We start from the raw sequence: 21,153 nt of genomic DNA on the forward strand, positions 1-21,153 counted from the left end.
TCTCTTTCTCCGATAGTATCAGCGCTGTTTTGAGTCCCACTATGTTTTGAATCTCATTAATGGGTACCACTTTTAGAAAACAGGTTGATGACTAATACACCAATGATAATTAATAGCATACCAATAATTGCGGGTAAATCGAGTTTTTGGTTATAAATATAGATAGCCGCCACAGAAACCAACACAATTCCCAATCCTGACCAAATAGCATACGCAATCCCCAGTGGCATCACCTTCACGACTTGGGAAAGCCCCCAGAAAGAGACTGCATAACCAATAATAACCACTAAAGAGGGCCAAAAACGGCTAAAACCATCTGATGCTTTTAATGTTGTAGTCGCAATCACTTCCGCAATAATGGACATTAATAAGAAGCTCAATCCTTTCATCGTTCACCTTTCTCTATTTTTTAGCCTAAAATTTGGCAGAAATTTAACACACAAAAAAGCACCGCACTAACCTTTAATTAGTACAGTGCCAAATGAATAAATCTAGCTTAATAATTAGCAGCAGTTGACTGTTTTTCTGCAAAAGCTGAGCGATAGCGGGTATAGATAAACACACACCAAGCAAGTGCTAAAAGGCTGATAATTGCCCCCACATACCCAATATTGGTCATTCCCATATGGGTAATCACTTGGTTCCCTAATAATGCCCCAGCACCAATTCCAATATTAAATAACCCAGAGAAAATCGACATCGCGACATCGGTCGCATCTGGCGCTAAATCCAATACTTTTACTTGGATCCCAAGGCTAATACACATGATCGCCATACCCCAGAATATACAGGTACCAATCAACGTCCAAACATCGCCACTTAGTGGCATAAATAACACTAAACAAAGCGTCAGTAAGGTCATCGATACAGGTAAGAATGAGAGCGTAAAGCGGCTACTGTAGCGGCTAAACAAGACGCTACCAAAAATACCAGCCCCACCAAAAATTAATAATAACAGTGTGGCAAAATTTTGGCTCTGTAAGGCAATATCACGTACAAACGGTTCAATATAGCTATACGCAGTAAAATGAGCCGTAATGACGACGGTGATTAACACAAAGACACCCATCAATGCGGGACGTTTAAACAGAACCGGTAGGCTTTTTAATGAACCGGAATGTTCGCTCGGTAAACGTGGTAAAAAGCGTAATAACGCAATCAGGGTTAATAACGCAAGTACGCCGATACACAAAAATGTTACTCGCCAGCCCATCCATTGCCCAATCACTCGCCCTAACGGTAATCCCAACACGGTTGCCAGTGCCGTTCCCGTTGCGAGCAAGCTCAATGCTTGCGCTTTTTTACCCGCAGGCGCGACGCGGATCGCCAATGATGCGGTAATCGACCAGAAAACTGCGTGAGATAATGCGATACCAATACGTGCGATAATCAGCACTTCAAAATTCCACGCAATCCCACATAGAATATGGCTGAGAATAAAGACAACAAACAAAATTCCCAGTAATTTTCGCCGCTCAAATTTCCCCGTCATCAGCATTAATGGCAGAGACATCACCGCGACAACCCACGCATAAATGGTGATCATCAGCCCCGTATGGGCAACGGTCATATCAAAACTTTCAGCAATATCACTCAGTAATGCGACGGGAACAAATTCGGTGGTATTAAAGACAAAAGCCGCAACGGAAAGCGCCAATACACGGATCCATGCAGTGCTTCGAGAAACCTGGGACATGGTTTACGACATCCTGTTGATGATAATTAAGGTAAAGAACAACCTTTAGTACATTTTTGTGAATAATATCACATTCTCCATTCATCTTTAAAGGATTGAAAATTATCATGTTCACACTATTTTTTCATAGAGAAACAGTTATATCCCTTTAATTTTCATGTCAGTTTGAAAAGCGACAGAATCATTTCTTCTATGCTACAATCTGCAAATTACTTTTTATTCTTACAGGAATTCCTAAATGAAAACCCATTTTCCAACTGAGCCAGACGTAAACGCATTAGCAGACGAAGTAACTTGTTTAAAAAATCTTGTTACTCATATGCTTAAAGCTATCGGTCAGGCTGATGCGGGTAAAATTCTGATCAAAATGCAACGCGAAGTCGCTTCGATGGAAGATGAGAAGCAAGCTGAGACTTACAAAAACATTTTAGAACAAATCAAGACAGGTTATCGCCAATAAGAGCTTTAGCGATAAATGCGATTCTAAGCGCTAACTCAAAACAGCGAACTAAAGTGCACAAAAACCTAAGTTTCGTTCACTAGGATCCTTTATCTTTGATCTCGAATTAAACCATTCTTTATTCATTTAGCTCCCCCTTCAGATCCCTATGAAGGGGGCTTTTTTTTGCCTCTAATTTACTGTTTTATAAATGGATTTATAAGACAACATCCACATATCATCCATGATGTAACCCACCTTTAATTTTAGCCCCTCTTCATGAGGGGCTAAAATTACTTTATTGTCACAAAGAGGCAATCTGATACTTTGAAGAATATTAAAAATATTGATTATTCCAACTTAATCATTACGTTCTGCTACGTTTCCTTGCTTTTTTTAATTTTCTTTGAGCTTTATTCTTTTCTGTACTCTTTTTTTTATCATACTCTTTTTTTAAGTCACTCATTTTGTAAGACCAGTCAATGAGATTATCAGGGTATTGTTGATCAAATATAATTCTAGTCTCATAACCAATACCGATGAAACTACTTTCATTTTCTACGCATGAAGCAATACCTTTCCCATTAATGGAAAGCATATTTGTTGTATCAATTATTTCTGGAGGAAAATTCAAAATCTTATAAAGTTTCGGATATTTTTTGTTTGCTCTATCTACAAATAGCTTTTGATCAAAACAAAGTACTACAATTAAATTACCATCAATGATATCCAAGAGTAATTTATCTGGTAAATTGAGACTAAAGAACGGGCGAGATAGCGGATCAGAAAAGCTATCCAGTATATTGAAAATTCTACCGGAAATCTTACACCCATCCATCCACCCATTAAACCCTATAAATCCCATGTTGGCATTACTATATGCACCAATAAATAGACATTCATTAATGTCGGTAATAGCCCATGATTTTCCATTATAGACCTTATTCCAGAGTCCTATTATTTTATCTGTGTAAAAATCAGGTTGAAAATTTTTATCTAATATTTTGACTGGGGACTGAAATAAGTTGTCAAATCCAGAGCCTGTACTGATAGCTTCGATGACATTTCGCCCCCTTTCTACCTGACGTTTGGTTCTTTGGTAGTGTTTAAGATCTTTCTTATCAAACCCTTTAGTATATTCCTCTTCAAAATGATTACATTCACTCATAACTGCAAATTTAGCAGCCTTGGAAAACTCAATGTTTTTTTTCCCACTCTTAAGCTCTATTAGAGCAATACCTTTATTAGGAATCAATGCAAGTAAATCACCAGTATGTACAAATGTCGTTATGTCAGTAATTATAGCAATCGCCATTGGGTCAGCATTGATTTCATTTGCACTCGCCATTGAATCATTTATATTAAACGCTGACAAATTATCTGGATTTCCATTTATTGGAAGCCGTCTTATGGCCGAGTGCTCATTATTTAGTAACATCCATACTATTGAATCAATGCATTTACGTAGAATAATTATCTCTGACTTAATATTTTTAACATTCCTTATACATTGATTTTTCGTTTCATAGTCTTTACTTGAATGAGCTAATTTTTTTTCTTTTTCCAGCTCTTGAATACGGGCAAGCTTAACTATCAACTCATCAGCAATTATCTGTTGAGCTTGTTTCCATCCACTTAGTAAACGTTTAAAATCTTCTATAGGCTCTATTTTTATATTTTTTGAATTATCATCAACTCCATGCCTAATTAACACCATTAGTTTTTTTATAAGCTCTTTGAATTCTGGAGAGCACCACTCCCATAAATTAATAAACGGTCTATACTTCCGTTTCATATCTTCTTTATTTTCGTTTGAATCTACCATATTACTTATTCCTTGTATGACCTATCTAGTATGTAACAAGACTGAATCCACTTTCGTAGGCTTAACAATAAATCGTGAAACGGATTCATGGCTGATGAATGTTGCACTGCAATTAACATTCTGGCACTGATTGTGGTTTTCTTTGGTTTCGTTAGTGATATAACGTGAAGTACGAATACGGGCAAGCTCGCCGCAAAGAGGACATTTCATCATGATTCGGTTACCTTTTTCATGATGTTGATATTACATATATTGTACTGACACTTTATACAGTAGTCATTACTTTTTCTTTATTTTTCATTCACTCATTTCAAGACTTGATACTTTGACTTCAAGCTCAAGTGATGATGTGTACCCACTGTCATTTAATGAGTGAGAAACTCGCGTTAATATCCACTCTGCGCCATCAATTTCAGGCTTAAATCCCTGCACCTTAACTGGCATTTCGGGGTAGACATCAGCCCTCCCTTTTGCAAGCTGTATTGAAAATGAAGCAACTCCACGCTGCATCTTTTCCCATGCTGCCTTTGCGGCCCGTTCCGCGTTACTCTTGTTCGCGTATGTATGCGAAAGCGTTAACGTGTTCCCCTCTTCGCCGACAAGATAATCACCTTGTGGCTCATCCGCTTTAGTTTTAGCCGGCTCATCCTTTTTTGCCGACTCTTTCTTTTTAGTTTTTCGCTTACGCTTTACTTTGACTTCATCTTTTTGTTTTGGCTTCCGTGTATTTAGCCAACTTGCGACTACGCCGGTATATGCCCCTCGATCAGCGAGTGTAAACCGGTAACTATCCCCAATCTCTCGCGTTAACAGCAAAGGCGGTATAGGCTTTCCGCTTGCCGTTTTTCCACTCCCCTGCGGCATAAATAATAACTGACCATTTTTAATGGCAGCGATAGCCCCCTCTTGCTGCCCTAACCTTGCTAAAAAAGAGCCGTCTGACTCGTTGGTTTGGTCAATGTGTTTAAGCTTGATTTTCGCTAACTGACTCTCAATAACTGGCCCCACATTGTTACGCGCAGCGATTGTTTTGATAATGTCGCCCAATGTTTTATCGTGATATGACATTTCACGCTTAACATTGAGCGTCGATCTAAAATCCGCACTGCGGCCACGAATAGCAATTTTATCCGGTGCTCCGCTGTATTCAATTTCATCAACCGTGAATTTCCCTTTAAAAATTAACGGCTCATTTTTCCAACCTAGATGAATTGATAATTCCTCACCCCGCTTAGGTAGCATCATTTTTCCGTCGGCATCATCGATTTCGATATCAAGTTGGTCGGCTTCAAATCCGCGATTATCAGTTAGATTCAGCGAGATTAATCGCCCTTGTAGTCGCTCGTTGATATTCACCGTTCCGGCGGTAATGATATATTGTGGTACCGACTCAAAGCCAGTCAGAAAAAAATCACTCACCCTAACATTCCCCCAATACCATTACTGACCGCATCCATGACAGAATTTAATTGCTCATTAAGATTACCGAACATCTCAGAGAGTGACTCATCAACCCGCTTTATTGTTAGCGTAAACTCAATTTTTCTGGCTGCGCTATCTTCAAAAAAATCGCTTTTGTTCTCGCTTAAGCTTTCAATGACATACATCCCGTAAATAGTGCCATCACCACCAATAAACGACCATGCCTTGCCCGTCTCAGCCATAATCTGTAAGGCTAACAGCGAAAACTTCCCGCCAGTTAATTCAGGGTATAACGTACCTGACAAAGTAATCGGATCATTCGATGGCCCCAAAAACTGATAGCTTGGTCGCTTACCGATACGATTGTGATAACCAAATCTGAATTGGTGCTCTCGCTGCATTCCTTGAAATGGGGTTGTTCTCAACTCAAAGACGAACAACCCTAACGCTGCCATTGCCATATTAATAACCCTCGCTATCACGGTATTGGCTACGCTGTGCCGCTTTTTGCTTCCGATAATACGCTTCAATTTGTCGTGCAACTTCCTGCCCAATATCCTGCGCGGATTGGTTCGGTTGCGGATAAATATTAATAATTGGTGCTGGAATTGGCTGACTGGATGGTGCCGTCGATTTAGCCCCTGCATTAACCGCATACGGGTGGATAGGCTTTGCGCTCACCGGCTCGGCTAATGATCTTAATGTCATTGCTGCTGCCATTGCCATGGCTGCCGTATTTCGTCGGCTGGTCACGCGAGCAGGGCCCTCGACAATTTCCGCTCCCCGCTCACCGACAACCCCAAACTGCCCTCGTGGAATAACGCCGCCACTGTCGAACATACCTGCACTTTTCATCCCCGCCTGTAAGACGGTGATTTGATTCATCGCGCGTAAATTTTTAGTTTCATCCGACAGCATCCAATCCGGTAAGAGATCAGTTGCCATTTTTTTAATTTCAGCAAATTGGGCTTTCAGTGACTCCCACTTTTCTAAAATACCATTTTTAAGGCTATCAATAATCTGCCCACCGATTTGCTGGAAATATGCCGGTAGATTAGTGACATCATTAATAATTTCATTCCATTTATCTGAAATGGTCTTTTTAATCAGCGCCCACATGTTAACCGTTGTCGTAACAATGCTATTCCAGTGCTGATAAATAAGCCCAACGATTGTCCAATTGAGAATATACGATTTTAAACCCTCCCAAAATGCGCTAAACACTTTGGTCACGCTTTCCCATAAAGACTGGCTATAGCTCACAATCCCGTTCCATACTTTAATGATGGGATCTATAGTCCATTTCATGATAAATGACTGTATCCAATCCCATGCTGCCGAAAATAGTTGTGAAACAGATGCCCATAGCTTTTTAAAGAATGGAACAATATCATCCCAATATTTGTAAATAAGGTATGCTGCGAGCGCAATCGCCGTAATGATTAAGATGATAGGGTTTGCTAATAACGCTTTTCCCAACATCATAAATGCTGCACTGACCAACTTAATCGGCTTAATCAACAATGATAAGAATCCGCTGCCCTTAATCCCCAATACCGACAAACTAAACTTCGCCATAGCGAGAGGCCCAATCATTGCCGCAATCATTAGCGAAATACCACCGCCCACGGCGAGCACTGCGCCTAGCCCTAACGTGATCAAAGTGATTTGCTTTACTATTTCAGGGTTTTTCTTTGCCCATTCACCAAATTGGCTAATCAACCCCGTCACTTGCTGCGCAATGCTCCTTAGTGGACTATCAGCACCACCAAACACCTGAATACCGACATCTTCATACGCGGACGTTAAGTTTTTCATGTCACCATCAAGCTGATCTGTCATTGTTTTGGCTACTTTTTCGGCTTCACCTTTTGCAGCTTTGATTTCTGCAATCATGGATTGCAGTTGCCCTGAACCCGCTTGATCAGCAAGGACAGATAGTGCTGAGAACGCCTCCTCTCCCGCAATATGTTTGAACAGCCCCGCGCGTTGAGCGGTACCCATTTTCTTGGTTTTTTTATCCAATTCCTCAAGAATGGCGGGAAACTCGCGTAAATTTCCTTTTACATCGCGGGTTTTGATACCCAGCTTTGTGAGTGCTTCGGCGGCTTGTTTTGGCGGCTCAGCTAAACGGCCCAGAATAGATCGCAAACTGGTACCCGCCATTGAGCCTTGAATACCTGCATCACCTAACTTACCGGCTGCAACGGCTGCCGTTTCTAAATCAACCCCTAACCCTGACGCCACCGGTGCAACGTATTTCATGGTATCGCCGAGCATGTTTAAGTTGACGTTAGAGCGTGTAAACGTGGCGACTAACGTGTCGCTCACGCGGTTCATTTCACCGGAATCAAGTTTAAATCCGGTTAAAATGTTAGAGCCGATATCTGCTGTCGTCGCCAAATCAATATCACCGGCTAACGACATTGACAGCGTACCTTTCATGGCATTTTTAATTTGCTCTGGTTTAAACCCTGCCATGGCATAGAATGCTTGCCCTTGTGCCACTTCATTGGCAGTAAATGCCGTGGTCGCACCCAAGTCACGCGCTTGGGTTCTAAGCATCTTATAATCAGCCGAATCTTTATCTAAGCGTGTTAATGCCTGCACTTTTGACATGCCGATTTCAAAGTCATAGCCGGGTGCCAGCACTTTTTTAGCAGCATATCCCATACCTATACCGGTGGCGGTCATTGCCGCCCCCGATCCCGCAATTTTATTTCGCGTATCCATTGCAGATTGATAGCTATTTCTAGCACTCGCCATGCGCCGCTCTTGCTCAGCACTGCGCTTTAATTGCTGTTCTTGCCGTTGTAATTGCTGAGTTGTCCGAGCTATATCGCTGTTTAATCGCCGCTGCGCCTGCCCGAGTTGGTTTGTTGATATGCCACTCGCTTGCAGCTCGCTGCGCTGCCGTTGGACAGATTGCTGTAACTCGCCATATTTATTTTTTAATTGTGAGGCTTCTCGTTGCGCTTTTCTTAACGCATCGGCTTGCTTTCTGGTGGGGTTTTCTGTTGCGCTCAGTTCACGGGCTAACGCTGACGCACGTTGCGTGGCAGCTTGGTAAGCCTGCTGAGTTTCATTGAGTTGTTGTTTTACTTTGCGAAACCCCTCAATCTGTCCAGCCTGTTGATTGAGGGTTTTTAATGCATCACGAGACTGGCGGATAGCTCCCGCCAGTTTTTTGTTAGACTCTTGCGCGCTACGAAATGGCTTTGTCAATTTATCGACAGCATTTAGCACGACTTGTAAACGTAGGTTTTTACTCATCACCGTGTCCGCTTCGTTTGTAAGCGCGATAACGCCATTCTAATAATTCGATGAGACTCATTTCGGCGGTTGCCGACGGTTGCCAATGAAAAATGGTCGCAATATCTGCGACCAAATCATCAACGGTTAATCGTTCTGGTAGTCCGTGCGCATCGAGTTCGGTAGCAAAAAATTAACCACCTCAATCGAAAGCAGCACCAGATCAGCGGGGTTCATTGCCATGATTTCAGGCTTAGTCAGCGAGGGGGAAGTGATACGCGGCAACACTTCTGACATAGACAATACATCCATATCCATCAGCGCTTGCAAACGCACACCACGTAATGCACCGGTGTTCGGCTTACGCACGACGACTTCGGTAAGTTCTGCTTCACCGCGTTTAATGGGTTCATCCAGTTTTACAGTGGCTTGATTTTTCTTCATTTCATCAGTCATTTTATTTTCCATTACAGCCCAATAGCCGCACGTTGTTCAGCAAGACGATCAACACCGTCCACGATTTCAACCATGTTGATGATGTCAATTTCGATAATCGACTCACCACCCCAGATCAATTTGTAATACGTTGATTTAAAGCTGAATTTAACTTGAGTGTTATCACCCTGTTTTGCCGTTCCTGCATCAATCTCAGAAAGGAAGCCGCGTAATTCGACCTCACAGGCTGTCACCTCACCGGTATCTTCTCGTTGATAAGCACCGGCAAAACGTAACGTCACGCCATCAATTTCAGTGATACCCCACTGTTTATAGATTTGCGCTTCCATCCCGCCTAACGTAATTTCGCTATCAAGGGCGCCATCATCTAACCCCATGCGGATATTAACGGCGCCATTCATTCCACCGCCGCGATAGGTTTCTAACTTTCGGGTGATTTTCGGTAATGTCATTTCTTCGACAATGCCGACCCAGTTTTGCCCCTCATTGAAGAGATTCATACTTTTTAATTTACGTGGTAAAGCCATGATTACCCCTTAATCTTTGATGAGAAGTCCATCAAATATCTATCAGTGATACGCTGACGTAATGTGATGTTTTCCGCAGGTGGTACCGGTGTGTAGTCATAATCAATCGCTAACTTACCGTCCTTTAACTCGTCCTTATCATTTGCATCAGGATCAAACCAGCACTCACCACCAAGGAGATAACCATTGCGAGTTAATGAACGCATTTTCGCGTTAATGCCTGAAATGATGAATTTCACCAGCGTTGGTGTCATTGGTTTATCAACTGCCCACATGTGCGCTTCTGCCATCGTGTCAGCAATGATTTGTGCAGTTCGCGTGTAGTTCTCGAATGCAAATAGCGGATCATCGGAGCAAGTGCGAGAACCCCAAAAGCGAAAACCATCCTCACGAATCAGCGTGGTAATATCATTTTCGTTGAGTAAGCCGGCATCAGTGGCAGGGTTTTGCAAATCCCACGAAATATCGGCTGAAATACCTGTTACACCGTTAACACCTACGTTAGATAGCGTCTTATGCCAGCCAGTTTCCTGATCGATTTTTGCACGCAGCCCTAATGCTCGCGCCGTGGCAAAGGCGATAGATTCACCGTTGGCAACTTTGTCCCATGATAAAAAATCAGGGTGGATGATCATTAATTCGCGCTGATTAAAGTTTTTGCGGTAGTCCAATACCTCTGACACCGTTTTACAGCTGTAGGCACTAACATAAGCAAAGGCGCGCAGCTCTTGGGCAACTGCCGCTAATTTGGTCGCAACTGCCTGCGTATCATGACCCGGCACACCGAGAATACGAGGCTTTACGCCGGTATGGTTTTTGGCAGTAAGCAATGCCTGTAAACCTGTTTTTTGTCCTGTATCGGTAGTGCCACCAATAATATTGGAGGTTGTCTCCGCTTCGGATTCACCTTGTTCCACTCGCACAACGACAGTAATCGGAGACGTTTGGTCGCCAATAGCTTCTAACGCATGGGAAAGCGTTCCGGTTTTACCGGCTTTGCCTAATGCACTTTTAATATTAGTAATAAGCACAGGCTTATTAAGTGGAAATACGGTTGCATCAGCATCATCAGCGGTACACACCATGCCGACAATCGCGGTGCTAATAGTTCGAATAGGGCGTGTTCCGTCGTTGACTTCAACAGTACGTACGCCATGATGGTAATCTTGTGCCATAAAAGAAGCTCCTTTTTGTGGTAGCTTCTATGGTGTTATTGATATTTCGTGTTGTCGTGTGATGGGTGTTGTATCGCAGAGCTGTACAACAAAGGGGCAATAGCCCCTGTGTATTGTTATTCTGGTCTTTTAGGAAACTTAACGTCTGGCAAAAGGGAAGTATCAATTCGATTGAGTTGAACGCGGTATGCCTTCCATGCTTTTAATTTTTTAGTTTCTTCATCAGTTGCGATATCTAAGTCAACTGCATCTTGAAGCGGTTCAATGATATTGCTGGCTTCTGCTAAGAGAGTTTTTTTCTGCATTTCATTCTGTAATAGCTTAGTTTCATTTGATGTTTGATACACATATACCTCACCATTCTTTACTCTGTGCATATTAGTATCAATCTCAGTTTTAGATTCAACTTCTAGAATGTAAGCTCCCTCCGGATAAAGCATTGAAACATCATGATGCATTGAAACGATAATCCCATCATCATCATAAAGAATTTTAAGTGTTTCATGACTAAAACTATCCTGTTGTTTATACCAATCTCCATCAATATTCTGCAAATAAACAACGTTAGGGTAATGATCTTCATTAGGAATATACCGCTCAAACTTTTTAGTTAGTGACATTTACCCACACTCCATTAACCATAATTTGTAGACTCGCGATTTTTAATCGATCACACCATACGTCTCCCGGTCCACCGTTTTTATTTCTCATTCCAACAATAAATTGATCTGTTGAAAATGAGGACCAACCGCTAATTCCCATTCCTACTTCTGTAGGTGCCGAGACCCTAAATACTTTATTATTAACTGATGCCAATATTTTGTTATCAATCTCTGATTTGGTATAAGTACCCACATCACCCGCTGTCAGTGAGATATCTGCACTTAGCGGCTTATTATTCACTTTTCGCGTACTAGGTACTCGACCATTTGCATTATTATTAGCATTAGTTGCCGCAGTATTGGCAGAATTGGCTGTTGCCTGTGCATCTGTACCGGCTTTTTTCGCATCAGCAACTTTGGTGTCCGTTTCTGCCTTGGTGTAAGCGCCAACATCACCCGCTGCCAGTGAGATATCTGCACTTAACGGCTTGTTATTCACCTTTCGCGTACTAGGCACTCGACCATTCGCATTGTTATTGGCATTCGTTGCAGCGGTATTGGCAGCATTAGCTGTTGCCTGTGCATCTGTACCAGCTTTTTTCGCATCAGCAACTTTGGTGTCCGTTTCTGTCTTGGTGTATGCACCGACATCCCCAGCGGTCAATGATATATCTGTACTTAACGGCTTGTTATTCACCTTTCGCGTACTAGGCACTCGACCATTAGCATTATTATTGGCATTCGTTGCAGCGGTATTGGCAGCATTGGCTGTTGCCTGTGCATCTGTACCGGCTTTCTTCGCATCAGCAACTTTGGTGTCCGTTTCTACTTTTGTGTACGAACCTACATCACCTGAATTTAACGTGATATCTGTGCTTAATGGCTTACCATTCACTTTACGAGTTACTGGTACCGCGCCAACATCACTGGCTGTTAACGAACCAATACGCTTGTCTAAAACTTCAATAGCATCATCAACGTACTTACGGGTTGCTAATACCACTGTCGGATCAATTTTAAGCGTGACAGATTCGGTATGGCTGACAATGAGAACCACACGAATTGTTTGAGTTCGCCCCGACCCCTCGACTAAAAGCGGCTTATAGGTTTCTGGGCAGTTGGCAATAGCAACTAATGCCCCTGACTTATCAAACAGTCCAATTTCACGTATCCACCAACCACCCTCATTCTCAGGAATGACCTGTTCTGCAATGATTTGATTCGGGTTCAATGGATCAATAAACAGGGTATTAATCGCTGCCTTTCGACGTTCATTAATGAGTTTCGTTTGCTTGGTGTCCGGTGCCGGCAATGAGCCGCCACCATCCCCAACAGACATATGTGTTAATTCGATTTTTGTGCCGAGAGCTGTCGCCTCTGCAAGCACTTTCTCACCATAGGTAGTGAGTAATGCAAAATATTTCATTGTAGAGTAACCCTCATTTCATCAATAACATGGACTGCCGCCCCCGTGGAAATAGCACCACCGACGCTGATTACGTCTGGTGTATATGGATAAACCGTCAGCTCATCCCCGCCATAACTCGTCGCAGCACAAAAAATATTGCCTTTAGTTTCAAGTTGAATAGTTAGCCCGACAAGATGCCGGCTGGCTGGCTTTGCATCGAAAATAAGCACCTCTAGTTCTCGATACATTTCCTCAGTAATGCCAGTTTCCAGCACTCCGATATCTAGGCGAAACGTGCCGGCGGTTTCGTTGGTTTTCCACCATTCAATCACGCGGATTAAATAGCCCAAAGGTTCAACAACTCGGCGCAGCGCCCCGATTGTGCCCTTGTGTTTATGAATAAACATTGCTGCTTTGATGGCGTCGCGTTTAGCTTTTTCTGTCCAGTTTTTATCCCACCGGTCAACACTGAATGCCCATGCCAGATACGGCAGTAAATACACTGGACATTTATCAGGGTTCCATAATTCACGAATAGGAATAGGCACCCGCTCTATTTGAGCCAACGCATTGGCGGCGGCGAGTTCTAATGCGGATGAGCCAGTCGGGAGTAATCGATCACTCATCAGAACCACCCAATGACACATTAATACCCGTGCAAAAACTGGCTTGGGTTTTATCTAACTTGATATCAGCGATGGGCTTTTTCAGCTCAACACGCTGCACACCCTGAACATGCAATGCCGCATAAATCGCACTCAGCACAATATCGCGCCCTAACCGGTGCTGTTGGGTTGTGTAACGCGCTAGCTGTTCTTCTGCTGCCGCAGTAATAGGTTCGTATTCAGGGGAGGGGTAACAGTAAATCACTGCTTCGATTTCATAGTTAATAATTGTGGCAGATTGCACCGTCACACGATCAGCGACAGGGCGCACATCTTCATCGTTTAAAGCCAGCTCTACTTTGTCAATTAAATCAACCGGTGCAGTGCCGTTCCCCTCTCGCGATAAAACCGTTACTGTCACGCAGGCGGGGGATGGACTGATCACCGAGGCATCAGCAACGCGACCATCCGCACTGCGCGCATGATGTTCATAACTACCAACTGGACCCGCGACACTCAACCCCTCAAACGCACTGGGAATACGTAATCTTAAATCAGCATCAGATTCATACACCGGCGGAATCGGCGGTATCTCATTAGCATCCCCCTCAGATAACATCAGCCGCTTAACATTATTATTCGCCGCAAGCTGATCTAAATCTGCTCCCACAGCAAAAGCGACCATGCTCGCTCGCGCGGCTTCATTAATACGCTGGCGTAATAAAAGCTCACGATAACAATTCTCTTGCAATAACTTGGTTAATGGCTCGGATTCAAGCGCCAACGTTCTGGCTATTGCAGGGCGTAATTCACTGGGCATCGCATCAATCAGGGCGTTTTTACGCTCCGTAAAAATCAATTCAAACGCCAAACTTTCAACCACATCCGGTGGCGGGAGTAAGCTTAAATCAATGGTCGCCATGATCACCTCACAGGAACAGAGAAACTAAACGCTTGTTCAGTTCCCGAAAAAACACCGCTCAACTCAATCACAATGCTGGCTGGCATCGGTGTAGAAATAGTTAATTGCTGAATCTCGATTCGAGGCTCCCACATCAACAACGCCGTGTAACATGCCGCCATCAACCGCAGCCTTAAGGCTTTATTGTCGGGTTGGTCTATCAACCTAAACAACAATGAGCCATAGGAACGCCGAGCAATGCGGCTCCCAATTGGAGTGACTAAAATATCGCGAACAAATTGGCGAACATGGTCAATGTCGGTAACGCTTTGACCGGTGGCAGCACTTAAACCGAGAAATCTCATTGTGGATCTCCCGTTGTCTCACCACCTGAACGCACACCGCCATGCTGGTGCTTATGCAATGTAATACCATTGGATTTAATCGCGCCGCCGGTGTGAGTAAAGTTGCCTTTCATTTCACCGCCCTCCGTCACATTTAATGTGGCGCACGTTAAGTTATTCGAACAAATCACCGTTGGCGTGGTGAGCTTTATTTGCTTACTCGCATTCACAATGACTACTTGGGTTTTCGCATTGATTTGTTCGCTAGCCTCAATCGTTGCCATCTTAATCCCTGAGGCTTTTAGCGCGCCGGTTGCAGGTTCATATTCAATGACGGCGCCATCGGGGTAAATCACATGATTGGCAGTCAATGAATCGGTCGGCTCACTGTATTCATCAGAAAAAAGCCCTACCAATACAATGCCCGTAGTCAACTCGCCACCTATCGACAAGATCACCACTTGCTCACCCACTGAGGGCGCCCATATTTGGCGAGCACTCCCCGCACGTTGAGTCACCCACGGCAACCAATCAGTTTGTAAATTCCCAGTTTGTACCCGACACCCACGACGAATATCGACATCAATAATGACACCGGTGCGGATCATGTTTCGGATGATGCGGAGCAGATCCGCGTTATTGGCATTTGCATTCATGGTAATAGCCTGCCAGACAAAATGACGGGAATGCATGGTATCGGTGTTGTAATGCCGTGAATTACAACATCATGAGGCAAAATGATTAATGATCAGGTTTTCAATGTGGCGAATGTCATCAACAGTAAAACCCAACAATTGACGCACAGGATATTGAATATCAAGGTTACGCAGCTTTTCTTTCAAACCGTATTGATGAATAGCGGCAATCGCAGCCGCAGAGGGAGCAAAGAAAATAGCAGCTTCATTGTCGCTTGCAAATGTTCGCATATAGCGTGCCGTTGCTAACTTTTTAAACATCCGCGCTTGCTTACTTTTCCCTTTGATTTTAACTCGGTCTTTTTTTATCGAGATAAATCGCTGAATATCCCCTTTTCTAAATGAACGCTGCGCCCCTTTGTCCACGTCAAATCCGGTAATGGTTTGCCTGCCTTGGCGCCAGTTTTTAAGATTACGCTGTTGACCTCGCCAGATAAAACGCATCTCGCGCTGAACGGTAATAAACTGGGCTTTTCGCTGAGTGAATGGGCTACCATCAGGGTTTTTCTGCTCTCGAATACGTTTGATTTGTCGCTTACGTAAATCACGCACCAAAACCCGAGAGAGTTTTTTTCTCTCTGTTGTGGAAGCTCTTGCCAAAAGCCCCGCAATTTCACTGTTTAACTCAGTCAGTGCATCATCCATACAATGAATCCCAACCATGGATTGGATCGACTGGCTCATTGACAGCTTCAACGTGATACTTGCCCTCTTTCATCGCAACAATCACACGCTCTGTCAGTTTTAAATCAATGCTGATATTGGCACTTTGGCTATTGAGAATATCTGCTTCAAAACGAATGCCCGTAGCCCGTTTATCAGGATTCGCGAGAATATCTGGCTGATGTTCTTTGAGCCATTCCAGTACTACTGCAAAAATAATATTTTGGTCATCAGGGAATGCCTCAATAATAATATTCAAGCTGTAGTTGTACTCGTAAGATAGCGAGGGTTCATAGGTGGCAATAATGCTGCCATCATCGACAAACAAATATAACTTTTCGGGGTTATCTTTCAGGTAAGGGATTTTTTGGCAAAGCCGGTCTTTAATGCTGCTGAGTTTTTTCATTCTGACGCGCATCCTCCGCCTGCTCTATCGCCATTAATTGAGTATTCGCCTGTTCGATATCAGTCAGTAACGCATCCACCCATACGGGTAAATCACAATAGGTTAGCGCCTTTCCGGTAGTGATGGCGGGATCGGCTGGGTCAGCGTTTTGGGTATCGGTACGCATTGCGATTCCACGTAATCGATACGTGTTGTTGAGCAGCCGGTCAGCAATACCGCGAGGCACAGGCAGATCACAGGTGGGGTCTTTTTGAATAATCGCTTTATATTCAATTTTTCTTTCCTCTGATGCAGCTCGTTGACGTAATCCGTTTGAAGATGCACTTGATGCTATTTGATTAAGGCGCTGAAATTGAAATGATTTATCAACAATCATTTTATTTTGCAGCGCAATGGTATGCGTTTTCTGCTCGTTGTCCGCTTCCAGCCGCTTACGTAAAGCATCACTTTTATCTAAAGCCAAAGTGAGACAGCCAATAATCACTATGCTGACAACAGCTAATATAAGCGGCGTTTTACTCATAATAAGCTGTACGCTTTCTCAAACATGGCGTCATCGTATGGCTGTTGACCATTCTCAACCTGCACGATTGCCTTAGCCATTTTGAATGCCGTATTCTTATCATAGACATCAAGACAGTCACGACGATTAAAACCCGTTTCTTTACAGACACGATTAATATATCCCTCTGTATTATTACGGTCTTTTGCTGGCGCCCAACGTTCTATAATTTCTTCTACGGTATCAATTTTCCCGCAACCAACCCCCTGCTTTCCTTGATACGTTGAATACGTTCGTAGCAGCTTTAAAAGCGCTCTGATTCCGTACTCTGGTTTCATAAATCGACAATGCCGCGGCTCAATGTTAGGATCAAACGGCAATTCTCCTTGCCATTTATTTCGTGGATTGTAATCTATATTACCAGGGTTATTATTTCGAATTCCGCGTGACATTTATTTATCTCCCAATCGCTTATTAATCATTCGGTGTGCAATCTCACGAATTTTTTCCACACCTAAAAAACCAATCGCACCGCCAATCATGCCGGATGCGCCATTCGGAATACCAAGAAACTCAGCGCCACCAATAATTGCCCATGACAACGCTCCGCATAACAGGCATTCAGCCCATTTATTTTTTCGCGTGTCACCGTCATAAATTAGGCAGGCATAACGAATAAAAATTGCCAATGCTACACCTGACAATTGCGGTAATGCGTTTTTAACTGTCTCGAAAATTTCTGCAAAGTGTTCTTTCATCGTTTTCATACCATCCCCCTATTGAGGGTGTTGTTAATCCCAAAGTTGGATCATGGCTTTTTTGGGCTGCTCGGTAATATCGGGTAATTCAACTATCATCCCGTGCGTTAATATTGGTCCCACATCAGCAAGGTTTGGGTTAAGTTCTAACGTTTTTTCAACCACACCGGCTGTCTGACCTAGTACCCGAAAACACAGGGCATCCAATGTTTCGCCTTGCAACGCCATCACTTTCATATCAATTCAACAATATTGTGTGATTCACCCTTGATGCGCTGAATTGCCCACTGCACATCCCGCCATAATTCATCTATCGTGGTACCTAAACCCTCAGCTTTTTTCTCACCACTGTTAGTGGTATCTACATCGCGGTAACGTTCAGTCAAATTGGCTTTCGTTTGGCTGTAAACCGCACGACGATAGAGCAATACCAATTCACTCTCTGCATTCACAAATTCAGCCGGAATTTGATCCATTGACGCATAGCCCTTTTCAATCTGGCTTTGTCGCCAAGCGGATAATTCCCGATTGATTTCAATGATGGCATTAGTGATGGCATGTTTGAGGCGTTCTGGCGTCAGCTTTCCATCTGTCAGCATGAATTTTTGATAATCCAGTGCATGGATATCAGGAAAGAAATCGCCACTGTGAAAAACTTCATCAGTGATGTTTTGTGATTGTGAGGAAGTAAAATCCATACAATGCCTCTAAATAGGTGGGCGGTGGACAAAAGGAGTTAAATCACATTATTCCTTTGTGCCGCCCTAGCGCGGTGGCTCGTTCAGTTGTTCCGTGTTGTTCTCTTGCTGCTTTTCTAAGTATTTCTCAAGCTGACGCAAGTCTTGCTTCACACCAACACGGTCATTTAATTCAATGGCCCTCAACCATGAGCAGGTCGCGGGTTGAGGTTGATTATTGTCTCGCTGGGCATAACCCAACCACTTATAAAGATTTGCACGGACTTGGTCTGGCATATCTTCATCAATGGTTAGCGCCATGGTTCGCGTGAGGACATCCAGTGGGATCGGTGTTTTGGCGGCGTACTGCTTTTCAGCCTGTTCGGCAATCTCTTCCGCGACAGCGCAGCCCGTTGTACGGGTGTGCTTGTCAGGCATATTGAGGTTATAACGCAAAGCGTAGTCGGCAATATCTAATGCCCCGTGATAATCACCGGCATCGATACGCCACAACATCACTCGCATCGTGACATCATCTTGCTGACCTTTACCGCTTGCCAAAATACCAGCAACCCAAGGCGCATAATTAGGCAGCACTTCCCGTTTAACACTTGCTTTACGCTCAAAAGATTGAATGCGCTGTAACCGGCGACGGTCAGCATTCATCATCAGTGTCATTTGTGTGTAAGCCGTCCCCGTTTGCATAATCGGATCGCGCTGCTGCGCGTCCTTTTCTGCGCCCATACGGATAACGTGCCGACGGAAAATGCTGCTGCTCATTACTCGTCGCCCTCGCCCTTATCAGCTTCTGGGGCTTTTGCTGTCGCATTCACCATTTCGATATTTTCAATCAGCGCAACACCGCGATAATCTTCAACTACGTAGGCTTCATTGACCGATTCGTAGTTTTCGATTTGGTCACGCTTTGGATTGTCCAAGATATGGCGGCGGCGAGTTTCGTTCTGCCAGTAAATTGACAAGTTATCGAGACGGGTGATCAAAAGTGCGTTATCAGGGAAATACGGTGCGCGAACGGCTTGCAAGCCGCCAATGCGTTTCTGGCTGATGATCATATCTGCCGCGAGTTTTTCGCTGTTTTCCTGCTCTTTATTGACTAGCGGGAAATACTTATCGCTGAGTAATTTACGACCGCAAATCACCACGATATCAGTATCATCTTGATATTCTTCATCAATCAGATCGTCAACAGCGCTCATCACCAAGGCATCAAGGTTATGGAAATCACCATCCACCCCGACGCGAATTGTCGCAGAAATCACGTTCCCGTCGGCATCTTTGACATCACTGACCACATGTTCTGGCGCGTCATTTCGCACTTTTTGCAGCCAGCCGATATTGACGTCTTGCAGTAATTTATTTTTTTCGCGATCAGAGTCTTTCTCTCTGCTGATACCGTTAAATCCGATCATGATGCGGTCAAGCGCCTGACGGCGAATAATTGCGTTACGAATACGTAACTGGAAATCTTTAAACTTCGCCCATAAATCCAATTTTTTATACTTAATAGCCGTATCAAAGTTGGTTTGCTCACATTTATAGGTCACTTCATTCAGTTCGCTTGGATCTGTTGGCTGACGGTCTTTTTTCGTGGTGTCCGTTGTACCTGCTACGGTTGAACCTACACCCAGACCAATGACAGAGCCTGATTGCTCATCAACAGGAACCACGTTTACCATGGTTAAAAATGCCGCGCTTTGCTGAATGTTATCTTCTAGCGTTTGGGCAATAGACGGATTTACTTCAACTTTGCTGGATAATGCCTCTACTTCAACACCAAACAGCGACGCTAACTGAGTTAAAAAGGCATTAAATTGAAATCGGGTATGTTTTTTCATGTTTGCTCTCAAATTTGTAGGGCTAATTAGCAATCCGTCAGGAATTCAGGGGCAGTCGCGCCGTTATCACCCAACGACTGTGGTCGATTGACATTGCTTCCATCCGTTTGTTTGAGCGTGGCTTTTAGCTCATCCAGCTCATTACGCAGCTCACTGATTGCATGGCTTTCGCTTTCGTAGGCGCTTAGTTTTGTTTTAGCTTCATCCAGTTCTAAACGCACGGCATCAATCGTTTGAGCGCACAGCTCAACGCTTTTATCGACATCAGAAAATCGGGCGTCGTCTTTCTTGCTTTTGCCTCGCAACATTTCGGTTACGCGAGAAAATAATGACGGGGTTTCCGGTTTTTCTTCATCGAATTCAAACAGAGTTTCTTCCGCAAGCGTGAACACGTTCTCTTGAGATTGCTTACGACCAGATAGCGGGTTAACACTGTTGTTTGCGCTAAATTGCAACATTTCAGTGCCAAGGCTGGCAGGGTTATCGGTTACCGCCAAACCAACAAGGTAGGCTTCGCCGGTGTCCGCAAATTTCGGGTTAATTTCCACTGAGGTATACACTTTCTGACGCTTTTTATTCATTTCGATCAAGTCGTCAGTTGGCAGTAACGTGGCATACAAGCCCAGCTTGCCTTTCAGTGCGCCCTCTTTAATTTCTTCAGTATAAACAGACTCCACATCACCAAAACGCGGCATCCATTCATACTTCAAGTGTTCAGAGTTAATGCGAGCACCATACACACTGGGATCGTAGTTTTTTTCGATATCAGTTAGCCAAGAACGCTGCACCGTGCGCCCATCAGTCGTGGCACCCTCAACACAAATTCGCACTGGCTTCGTTTTTTTCGTCATGCAAATGACTCCATCAGTAACAAAACGGGATTGTCAGAATATTTTTCAAAAATAAGTTGGCTTATAGGTTTCAGTGTTTACATCGAGGAGACA

General features: G+C 43.7%; 28 protein-coding genes. 1 reads left to right on the forward strand and 27 read right to left on the reverse strand.

Annotated elements, in window-relative coordinates; genetic code table 11:
- Nucleotides 1–56: 56 nt before the first annotated feature.
- On the reverse strand, nucleotides 57–389 hold the full coding sequence (locus GKR71_RS18805; RefSeq protein ID WP_108478060.1) for a DMT family transporter: 333 nt from the start codon (nucleotides 387–389) through the stop codon (nucleotides 57–59).
- 107 nt (nucleotides 390–496) lie between these two features.
- Nucleotides 497–1,696 (reverse strand): sugar transporter, encoded by a 1,200-nt coding sequence (locus tag GKR71_RS18810; protein ID WP_154634684.1) that lies wholly within the window; start codon nucleotides 1,694–1,696, stop codon nucleotides 497–499.
- A 238-nt stretch (nucleotides 1,697–1,934) separates the two neighbouring features.
- On the opposite strand from GKR71_RS18810, the gene GKR71_RS18815 reads away from it, so the two are divergent.
- The gene (locus tag GKR71_RS18815; RefSeq protein ID WP_036954881.1) at nucleotides 1,935–2,156 is read left to right on the forward strand and encodes a DUF2594 family protein; all 222 of its coding nucleotides are present in this window, start codon (nucleotides 1,935–1,937) and stop codon (nucleotides 2,154–2,156) included.
- Nucleotides 2,157–2,502: 346 nt separating this feature from the next.
- Here GKR71_RS18815 and GKR71_RS18820 read toward each other — a convergent pair whose 3' ends face one another.
- From GKR71_RS18820 to GKR71_RS18940, 25 genes are all read right to left on the reverse strand, one after another.
- Entirely contained in the window at nucleotides 2,503–3,960 is a 1,458-nt protein-coding gene (locus GKR71_RS18820) for a hypothetical protein (protein WP_154634685.1), read from the reverse strand.
- Between the two features lie 21 nt (nucleotides 3,961–3,981).
- Nucleotides 3,982–4,173, reverse strand: coding sequence for an ogr/Delta-like zinc finger family protein (locus GKR71_RS18825; RefSeq protein WP_154634686.1), 192 nt, complete (start codon nucleotides 4,171–4,173; stop codon nucleotides 3,982–3,984).
- Between the two features lie 84 nt (nucleotides 4,174–4,257).
- Nucleotides 4,258–5,379 carry a phage late control D family protein gene (locus tag GKR71_RS18830; RefSeq protein ID WP_442959419.1) on the reverse strand — a complete coding sequence of 374 codons (1,122 nt, stop codon included), beginning with the start codon at nucleotides 5,377–5,379 and terminating at the stop codon, nucleotides 4,258–4,260.
- Entirely contained in the window at nucleotides 5,376–5,843 is a 468-nt protein-coding gene (locus GKR71_RS18835) for a phage tail protein (protein WP_195848988.1), read from the reverse strand. The genes GKR71_RS18830 and GKR71_RS18835 overlap by 4 nt, the downstream gene beginning before the upstream one ends.
- 1 nt (nucleotide 5,844) lies before the next feature.
- Nucleotides 5,845–8,655, reverse strand: a complete 2,811-nt coding sequence (locus GKR71_RS18840) for a phage tail tape measure protein (RefSeq protein WP_154634687.1) — start codon at nucleotides 8,653–8,655, stop codon at nucleotides 5,845–5,847.
- The gene (locus GKR71_RS20540) at nucleotides 8,648–8,716 is read right to left on the reverse strand and encodes a GpE family phage tail protein (protein ID WP_336297980.1); all 69 of its coding nucleotides are present in this window, start codon (nucleotides 8,714–8,716) and stop codon (nucleotides 8,648–8,650) included. The genes GKR71_RS18840 and GKR71_RS20540 overlap by 8 nt, the downstream gene beginning before the upstream one ends.
- 65 nt (nucleotides 8,717–8,781) lie before the next feature.
- Nucleotides 8,782–9,090 carry a phage tail assembly protein gene (locus tag GKR71_RS18850; RefSeq protein ID WP_154634689.1) on the reverse strand — a complete coding sequence of 103 codons (309 nt, stop codon included), beginning with the start codon at nucleotides 9,088–9,090 and terminating at the stop codon, nucleotides 8,782–8,784.
- Nucleotides 9,091–9,101: 11 nt separating this feature from the next.
- Nucleotides 9,102–9,617, reverse strand: coding sequence for a phage major tail tube protein (locus GKR71_RS18855; RefSeq protein ID WP_154634690.1), 516 nt, complete (start codon nucleotides 9,615–9,617; stop codon nucleotides 9,102–9,104).
- A gap of 2 nt (nucleotides 9,618–9,619) precedes the next feature.
- Complete coding sequence (locus tag GKR71_RS18860; RefSeq protein ID WP_154634691.1) at nucleotides 9,620–10,792, reverse strand: phage tail sheath protein; 1,173 nt, start codon at nucleotides 10,790–10,792, stop codon at nucleotides 9,620–9,622.
- 116 nt (nucleotides 10,793–10,908) lie between these two features.
- Nucleotides 10,909–11,412, reverse strand: coding sequence for a tail fiber assembly protein (locus tag GKR71_RS18865; RefSeq protein ID WP_154634692.1), 504 nt, complete (start codon nucleotides 11,410–11,412; stop codon nucleotides 10,909–10,911).
- Nucleotides 11,399–12,820 (reverse strand): phage tail protein, encoded by a 1,422-nt coding sequence (locus GKR71_RS18870; protein WP_154634693.1) that lies wholly within the window; start codon nucleotides 12,818–12,820, stop codon nucleotides 11,399–11,401. The genes GKR71_RS18865 and GKR71_RS18870 overlap by 14 nt, the downstream gene beginning before the upstream one ends.
- Nucleotides 12,817–13,428 carry a phage tail protein I gene (locus GKR71_RS18875; protein ID WP_154634694.1) on the reverse strand — a complete coding sequence of 204 codons (612 nt, stop codon included), beginning with the start codon at nucleotides 13,426–13,428 and terminating at the stop codon, nucleotides 12,817–12,819. Before GKR71_RS18875 ends, GKR71_RS18870 begins: the two co-directional genes overlap by 4 nt.
- Nucleotides 13,421–14,329 carry a baseplate assembly protein gene (locus tag GKR71_RS18880; RefSeq protein ID WP_154634695.1) on the reverse strand — a complete coding sequence of 303 codons (909 nt, stop codon included), beginning with the start codon at nucleotides 14,327–14,329 and terminating at the stop codon, nucleotides 13,421–13,423. The genes GKR71_RS18875 and GKR71_RS18880 overlap by 8 nt, the downstream gene beginning before the upstream one ends.
- 2 nt (nucleotides 14,330–14,331) lie before the next feature.
- A complete protein-coding gene (locus GKR71_RS18885; RefSeq protein WP_154634696.1) occupies nucleotides 14,332–14,673 on the reverse strand; it encodes a GPW/gp25 family protein in 342 nt (113 codons plus the stop codon).
- The gene (locus GKR71_RS18890; protein ID WP_154634697.1) at nucleotides 14,670–15,308 is read right to left on the reverse strand and encodes a phage baseplate assembly protein V; all 639 of its coding nucleotides are present in this window, start codon (nucleotides 15,306–15,308) and stop codon (nucleotides 14,670–14,672) included. The genes GKR71_RS18885 and GKR71_RS18890 overlap by 4 nt, the downstream gene beginning before the upstream one ends.
- A 69-nt stretch (nucleotides 15,309–15,377) precedes the next feature.
- Nucleotides 15,378–16,031, reverse strand: a complete 654-nt coding sequence (locus tag GKR71_RS18895; RefSeq protein ID WP_230085115.1) for a phage virion morphogenesis protein — start codon at nucleotides 16,029–16,031, stop codon at nucleotides 15,378–15,380.
- The gene (locus GKR71_RS18900; protein ID WP_154634699.1) at nucleotides 15,985–16,416 is read right to left on the reverse strand and encodes a phage tail protein; all 432 of its coding nucleotides are present in this window, start codon (nucleotides 16,414–16,416) and stop codon (nucleotides 15,985–15,987) included. Before GKR71_RS18900 ends, GKR71_RS18895 begins: the two co-directional genes overlap by 47 nt.
- On the reverse strand, nucleotides 16,394–16,939 hold the full coding sequence (locus GKR71_RS18905; protein WP_154634700.1) for a DUF2570 domain-containing protein: 546 nt from the start codon (nucleotides 16,937–16,939) through the stop codon (nucleotides 16,394–16,396). Before GKR71_RS18905 ends, GKR71_RS18900 begins: the two co-directional genes overlap by 23 nt.
- Nucleotides 16,936–17,370, reverse strand: a complete 435-nt coding sequence (locus GKR71_RS18910) for a structural protein (protein WP_154634701.1) — start codon at nucleotides 17,368–17,370, stop codon at nucleotides 16,936–16,938. The genes GKR71_RS18905 and GKR71_RS18910 overlap by 4 nt, the downstream gene beginning before the upstream one ends.
- Complete coding sequence (locus GKR71_RS18915) at nucleotides 17,371–17,685, reverse strand: phage holin, lambda family (protein ID WP_224057719.1); 315 nt, start codon at nucleotides 17,683–17,685, stop codon at nucleotides 17,371–17,373.
- A gap of 24 nt (nucleotides 17,686–17,709) precedes the next feature.
- Nucleotides 17,710–17,913: a tail protein X gene (locus GKR71_RS18920; RefSeq protein WP_154634702.1), complete on the reverse strand. Its 204-nt coding sequence runs from the start codon at nucleotides 17,911–17,913 to the stop codon at nucleotides 17,710–17,712.
- Nucleotides 17,910–18,374 (reverse strand): head completion/stabilization protein, encoded by a 465-nt coding sequence (locus tag GKR71_RS18925; protein WP_154634703.1) that lies wholly within the window; start codon nucleotides 18,372–18,374, stop codon nucleotides 17,910–17,912. The genes GKR71_RS18920 and GKR71_RS18925 overlap by 4 nt, the downstream gene beginning before the upstream one ends.
- 66 nt (nucleotides 18,375–18,440) lie before the next feature.
- Complete coding sequence (gene gpM, locus GKR71_RS18930; protein WP_154634704.1) at nucleotides 18,441–19,133, reverse strand: phage terminase small subunit; 693 nt, start codon at nucleotides 19,131–19,133, stop codon at nucleotides 18,441–18,443.
- Nucleotides 19,133–20,209: a phage major capsid protein, P2 family gene (locus tag GKR71_RS18935; RefSeq protein WP_154634705.1), complete on the reverse strand. Its 1,077-nt coding sequence runs from the start codon at nucleotides 20,207–20,209 to the stop codon at nucleotides 19,133–19,135. The genes gpM and GKR71_RS18935 overlap by 1 nt, the downstream gene beginning before the upstream one ends.
- Nucleotides 20,210–20,235: 26 nt before the next feature.
- Nucleotides 20,236–21,060 carry a GPO family capsid scaffolding protein gene (locus tag GKR71_RS18940; RefSeq protein WP_154634706.1) on the reverse strand — a complete coding sequence of 275 codons (825 nt, stop codon included), beginning with the start codon at nucleotides 21,058–21,060 and terminating at the stop codon, nucleotides 20,236–20,238.
- Nucleotides 21,061–21,153: the final 93 nt, after the last annotated feature.

The sequence above is a fragment of the Providencia sp. wls1922 genome (assembly GCF_009706505.1).
GTDB lineage: Bacteria > Pseudomonadota > Gammaproteobacteria > Enterobacterales > Enterobacteriaceae > Providencia > Providencia lanzhouensis.

Coding starts and splice junctions, on each gene's coding strand:
- GKR71_RS18865 (WP_154634692.1), bottom strand. CDS start 11,412: ATGTCACTAACTAAAAAGTTTGAGCGGTATATTCCTAATGAAGATCAT.
- GKR71_RS18870 (WP_154634693.1), bottom strand. CDS start 12,820: ATGAAATATTTTGCATTACTCACTACCTATGGTGAGAAAGTGCTTGCA.
- GKR71_RS18895 (WP_230085115.1), bottom strand. CDS start 16,031: ATGAGCCAGTCGATCCAATCCATGGTTGGGATTCATTGTATGGATGAT.
- GKR71_RS18820 (WP_154634685.1), bottom strand. CDS start 3,960: ATGGTAGATTCAAACGAAAATAAAGAAGATATGAAACGGAAGTATAGA.
- GKR71_RS18915 (WP_224057719.1), bottom strand. CDS start 17,685: ATGAAAACGATGAAAGAACACTTTGCAGAAATTTTCGAGACAGTTAAA.
- GKR71_RS18905 (WP_154634700.1), bottom strand. CDS start 16,939: ATGAGTAAAACGCCGCTTATATTAGCTGTTGTCAGCATAGTGATTATT.
- GKR71_RS18855 (WP_154634690.1), bottom strand. CDS start 9,617: ATGGCTTTACCACGTAAATTAAAAAGTATGAATCTCTTCAATGAGGGG.
- gpM (WP_154634704.1), bottom strand. CDS start 19,133: ATGAGCAGCAGCATTTTCCGTCGGCACGTTATCCGTATGGGCGCAGAA.
- GKR71_RS18815 (WP_036954881.1), top strand. CDS start 1,935: ATGAAAACCCATTTTCCAACTGAGCCAGACGTAAACGCATTAGCAGAC.
- GKR71_RS18825 (WP_154634686.1), bottom strand. CDS start 4,173: ATGATGAAATGTCCTCTTTGCGGCGAGCTTGCCCGTATTCGTACTTCA.
- GKR71_RS18840 (WP_154634687.1), bottom strand. CDS start 8,655: ATGAGTAAAAACCTACGTTTACAAGTCGTGCTAAATGCTGTCGATAAA.
- GKR71_RS18885 (WP_154634696.1), bottom strand. CDS start 14,673: ATGAGATTTCTCGGTTTAAGTGCTGCCACCGGTCAAAGCGTTACCGAC.
- GKR71_RS18935 (WP_154634705.1), bottom strand. CDS start 20,209: ATGAAAAAACATACCCGATTTCAATTTAATGCCTTTTTAACTCAGTTA.
- GKR71_RS18900 (WP_154634699.1), bottom strand. CDS start 16,416: ATGAAAAAACTCAGCAGCATTAAAGACCGGCTTTGCCAAAAAATCCCT.
- GKR71_RS18805 (WP_108478060.1), bottom strand. CDS start 389: ATGAAAGGATTGAGCTTCTTATTAATGTCCATTATTGCGGAAGTGATT.
- GKR71_RS18910 (WP_154634701.1), bottom strand. CDS start 17,370: ATGTCACGCGGAATTCGAAATAATAACCCTGGTAATATAGATTACAAT.
- GKR71_RS18925 (WP_154634703.1), bottom strand. CDS start 18,374: ATGGATTTTACTTCCTCACAATCACAAAACATCACTGATGAAGTTTTT.
- GKR71_RS18850 (WP_154634689.1), bottom strand. CDS start 9,090: ATGACTGATGAAATGAAGAAAAATCAAGCCACTGTAAAACTGGATGAA.
- GKR71_RS18890 (WP_154634697.1), bottom strand. CDS start 15,308: ATGAATGCAAATGCCAATAACGCGGATCTGCTCCGCATCATCCGAAAC.
- GKR71_RS18810 (WP_154634684.1), bottom strand. CDS start 1,696: ATGTCCCAGGTTTCTCGAAGCACTGCATGGATCCGTGTATTGGCGCTT.
- GKR71_RS18940 (WP_154634706.1), bottom strand. CDS start 21,060: ATGACGAAAAAAACGAAGCCAGTGCGAATTTGTGTTGAGGGTGCCACG.
- GKR71_RS18920 (WP_154634702.1), bottom strand. CDS start 17,913: ATGAAAGTGATGGCGTTGCAAGGCGAAACATTGGATGCCCTGTGTTTT.
- GKR71_RS18875 (WP_154634694.1), bottom strand. CDS start 13,428: ATGAGTGATCGATTACTCCCGACTGGCTCATCCGCATTAGAACTCGCC.
- GKR71_RS18880 (WP_154634695.1), bottom strand. CDS start 14,329: ATGGCGACCATTGATTTAAGCTTACTCCCGCCACCGGATGTGGTTGAA.
- GKR71_RS18835 (WP_195848988.1), bottom strand. CDS start 5,843: ATGGCAATGGCAGCGTTAGGGTTGTTCGTCTTTGAGTTGAGAACAACC.
- GKR71_RS18860 (WP_154634691.1), bottom strand. CDS start 10,792: ATGGCACAAGATTACCATCATGGCGTACGTACTGTTGAAGTCAACGAC.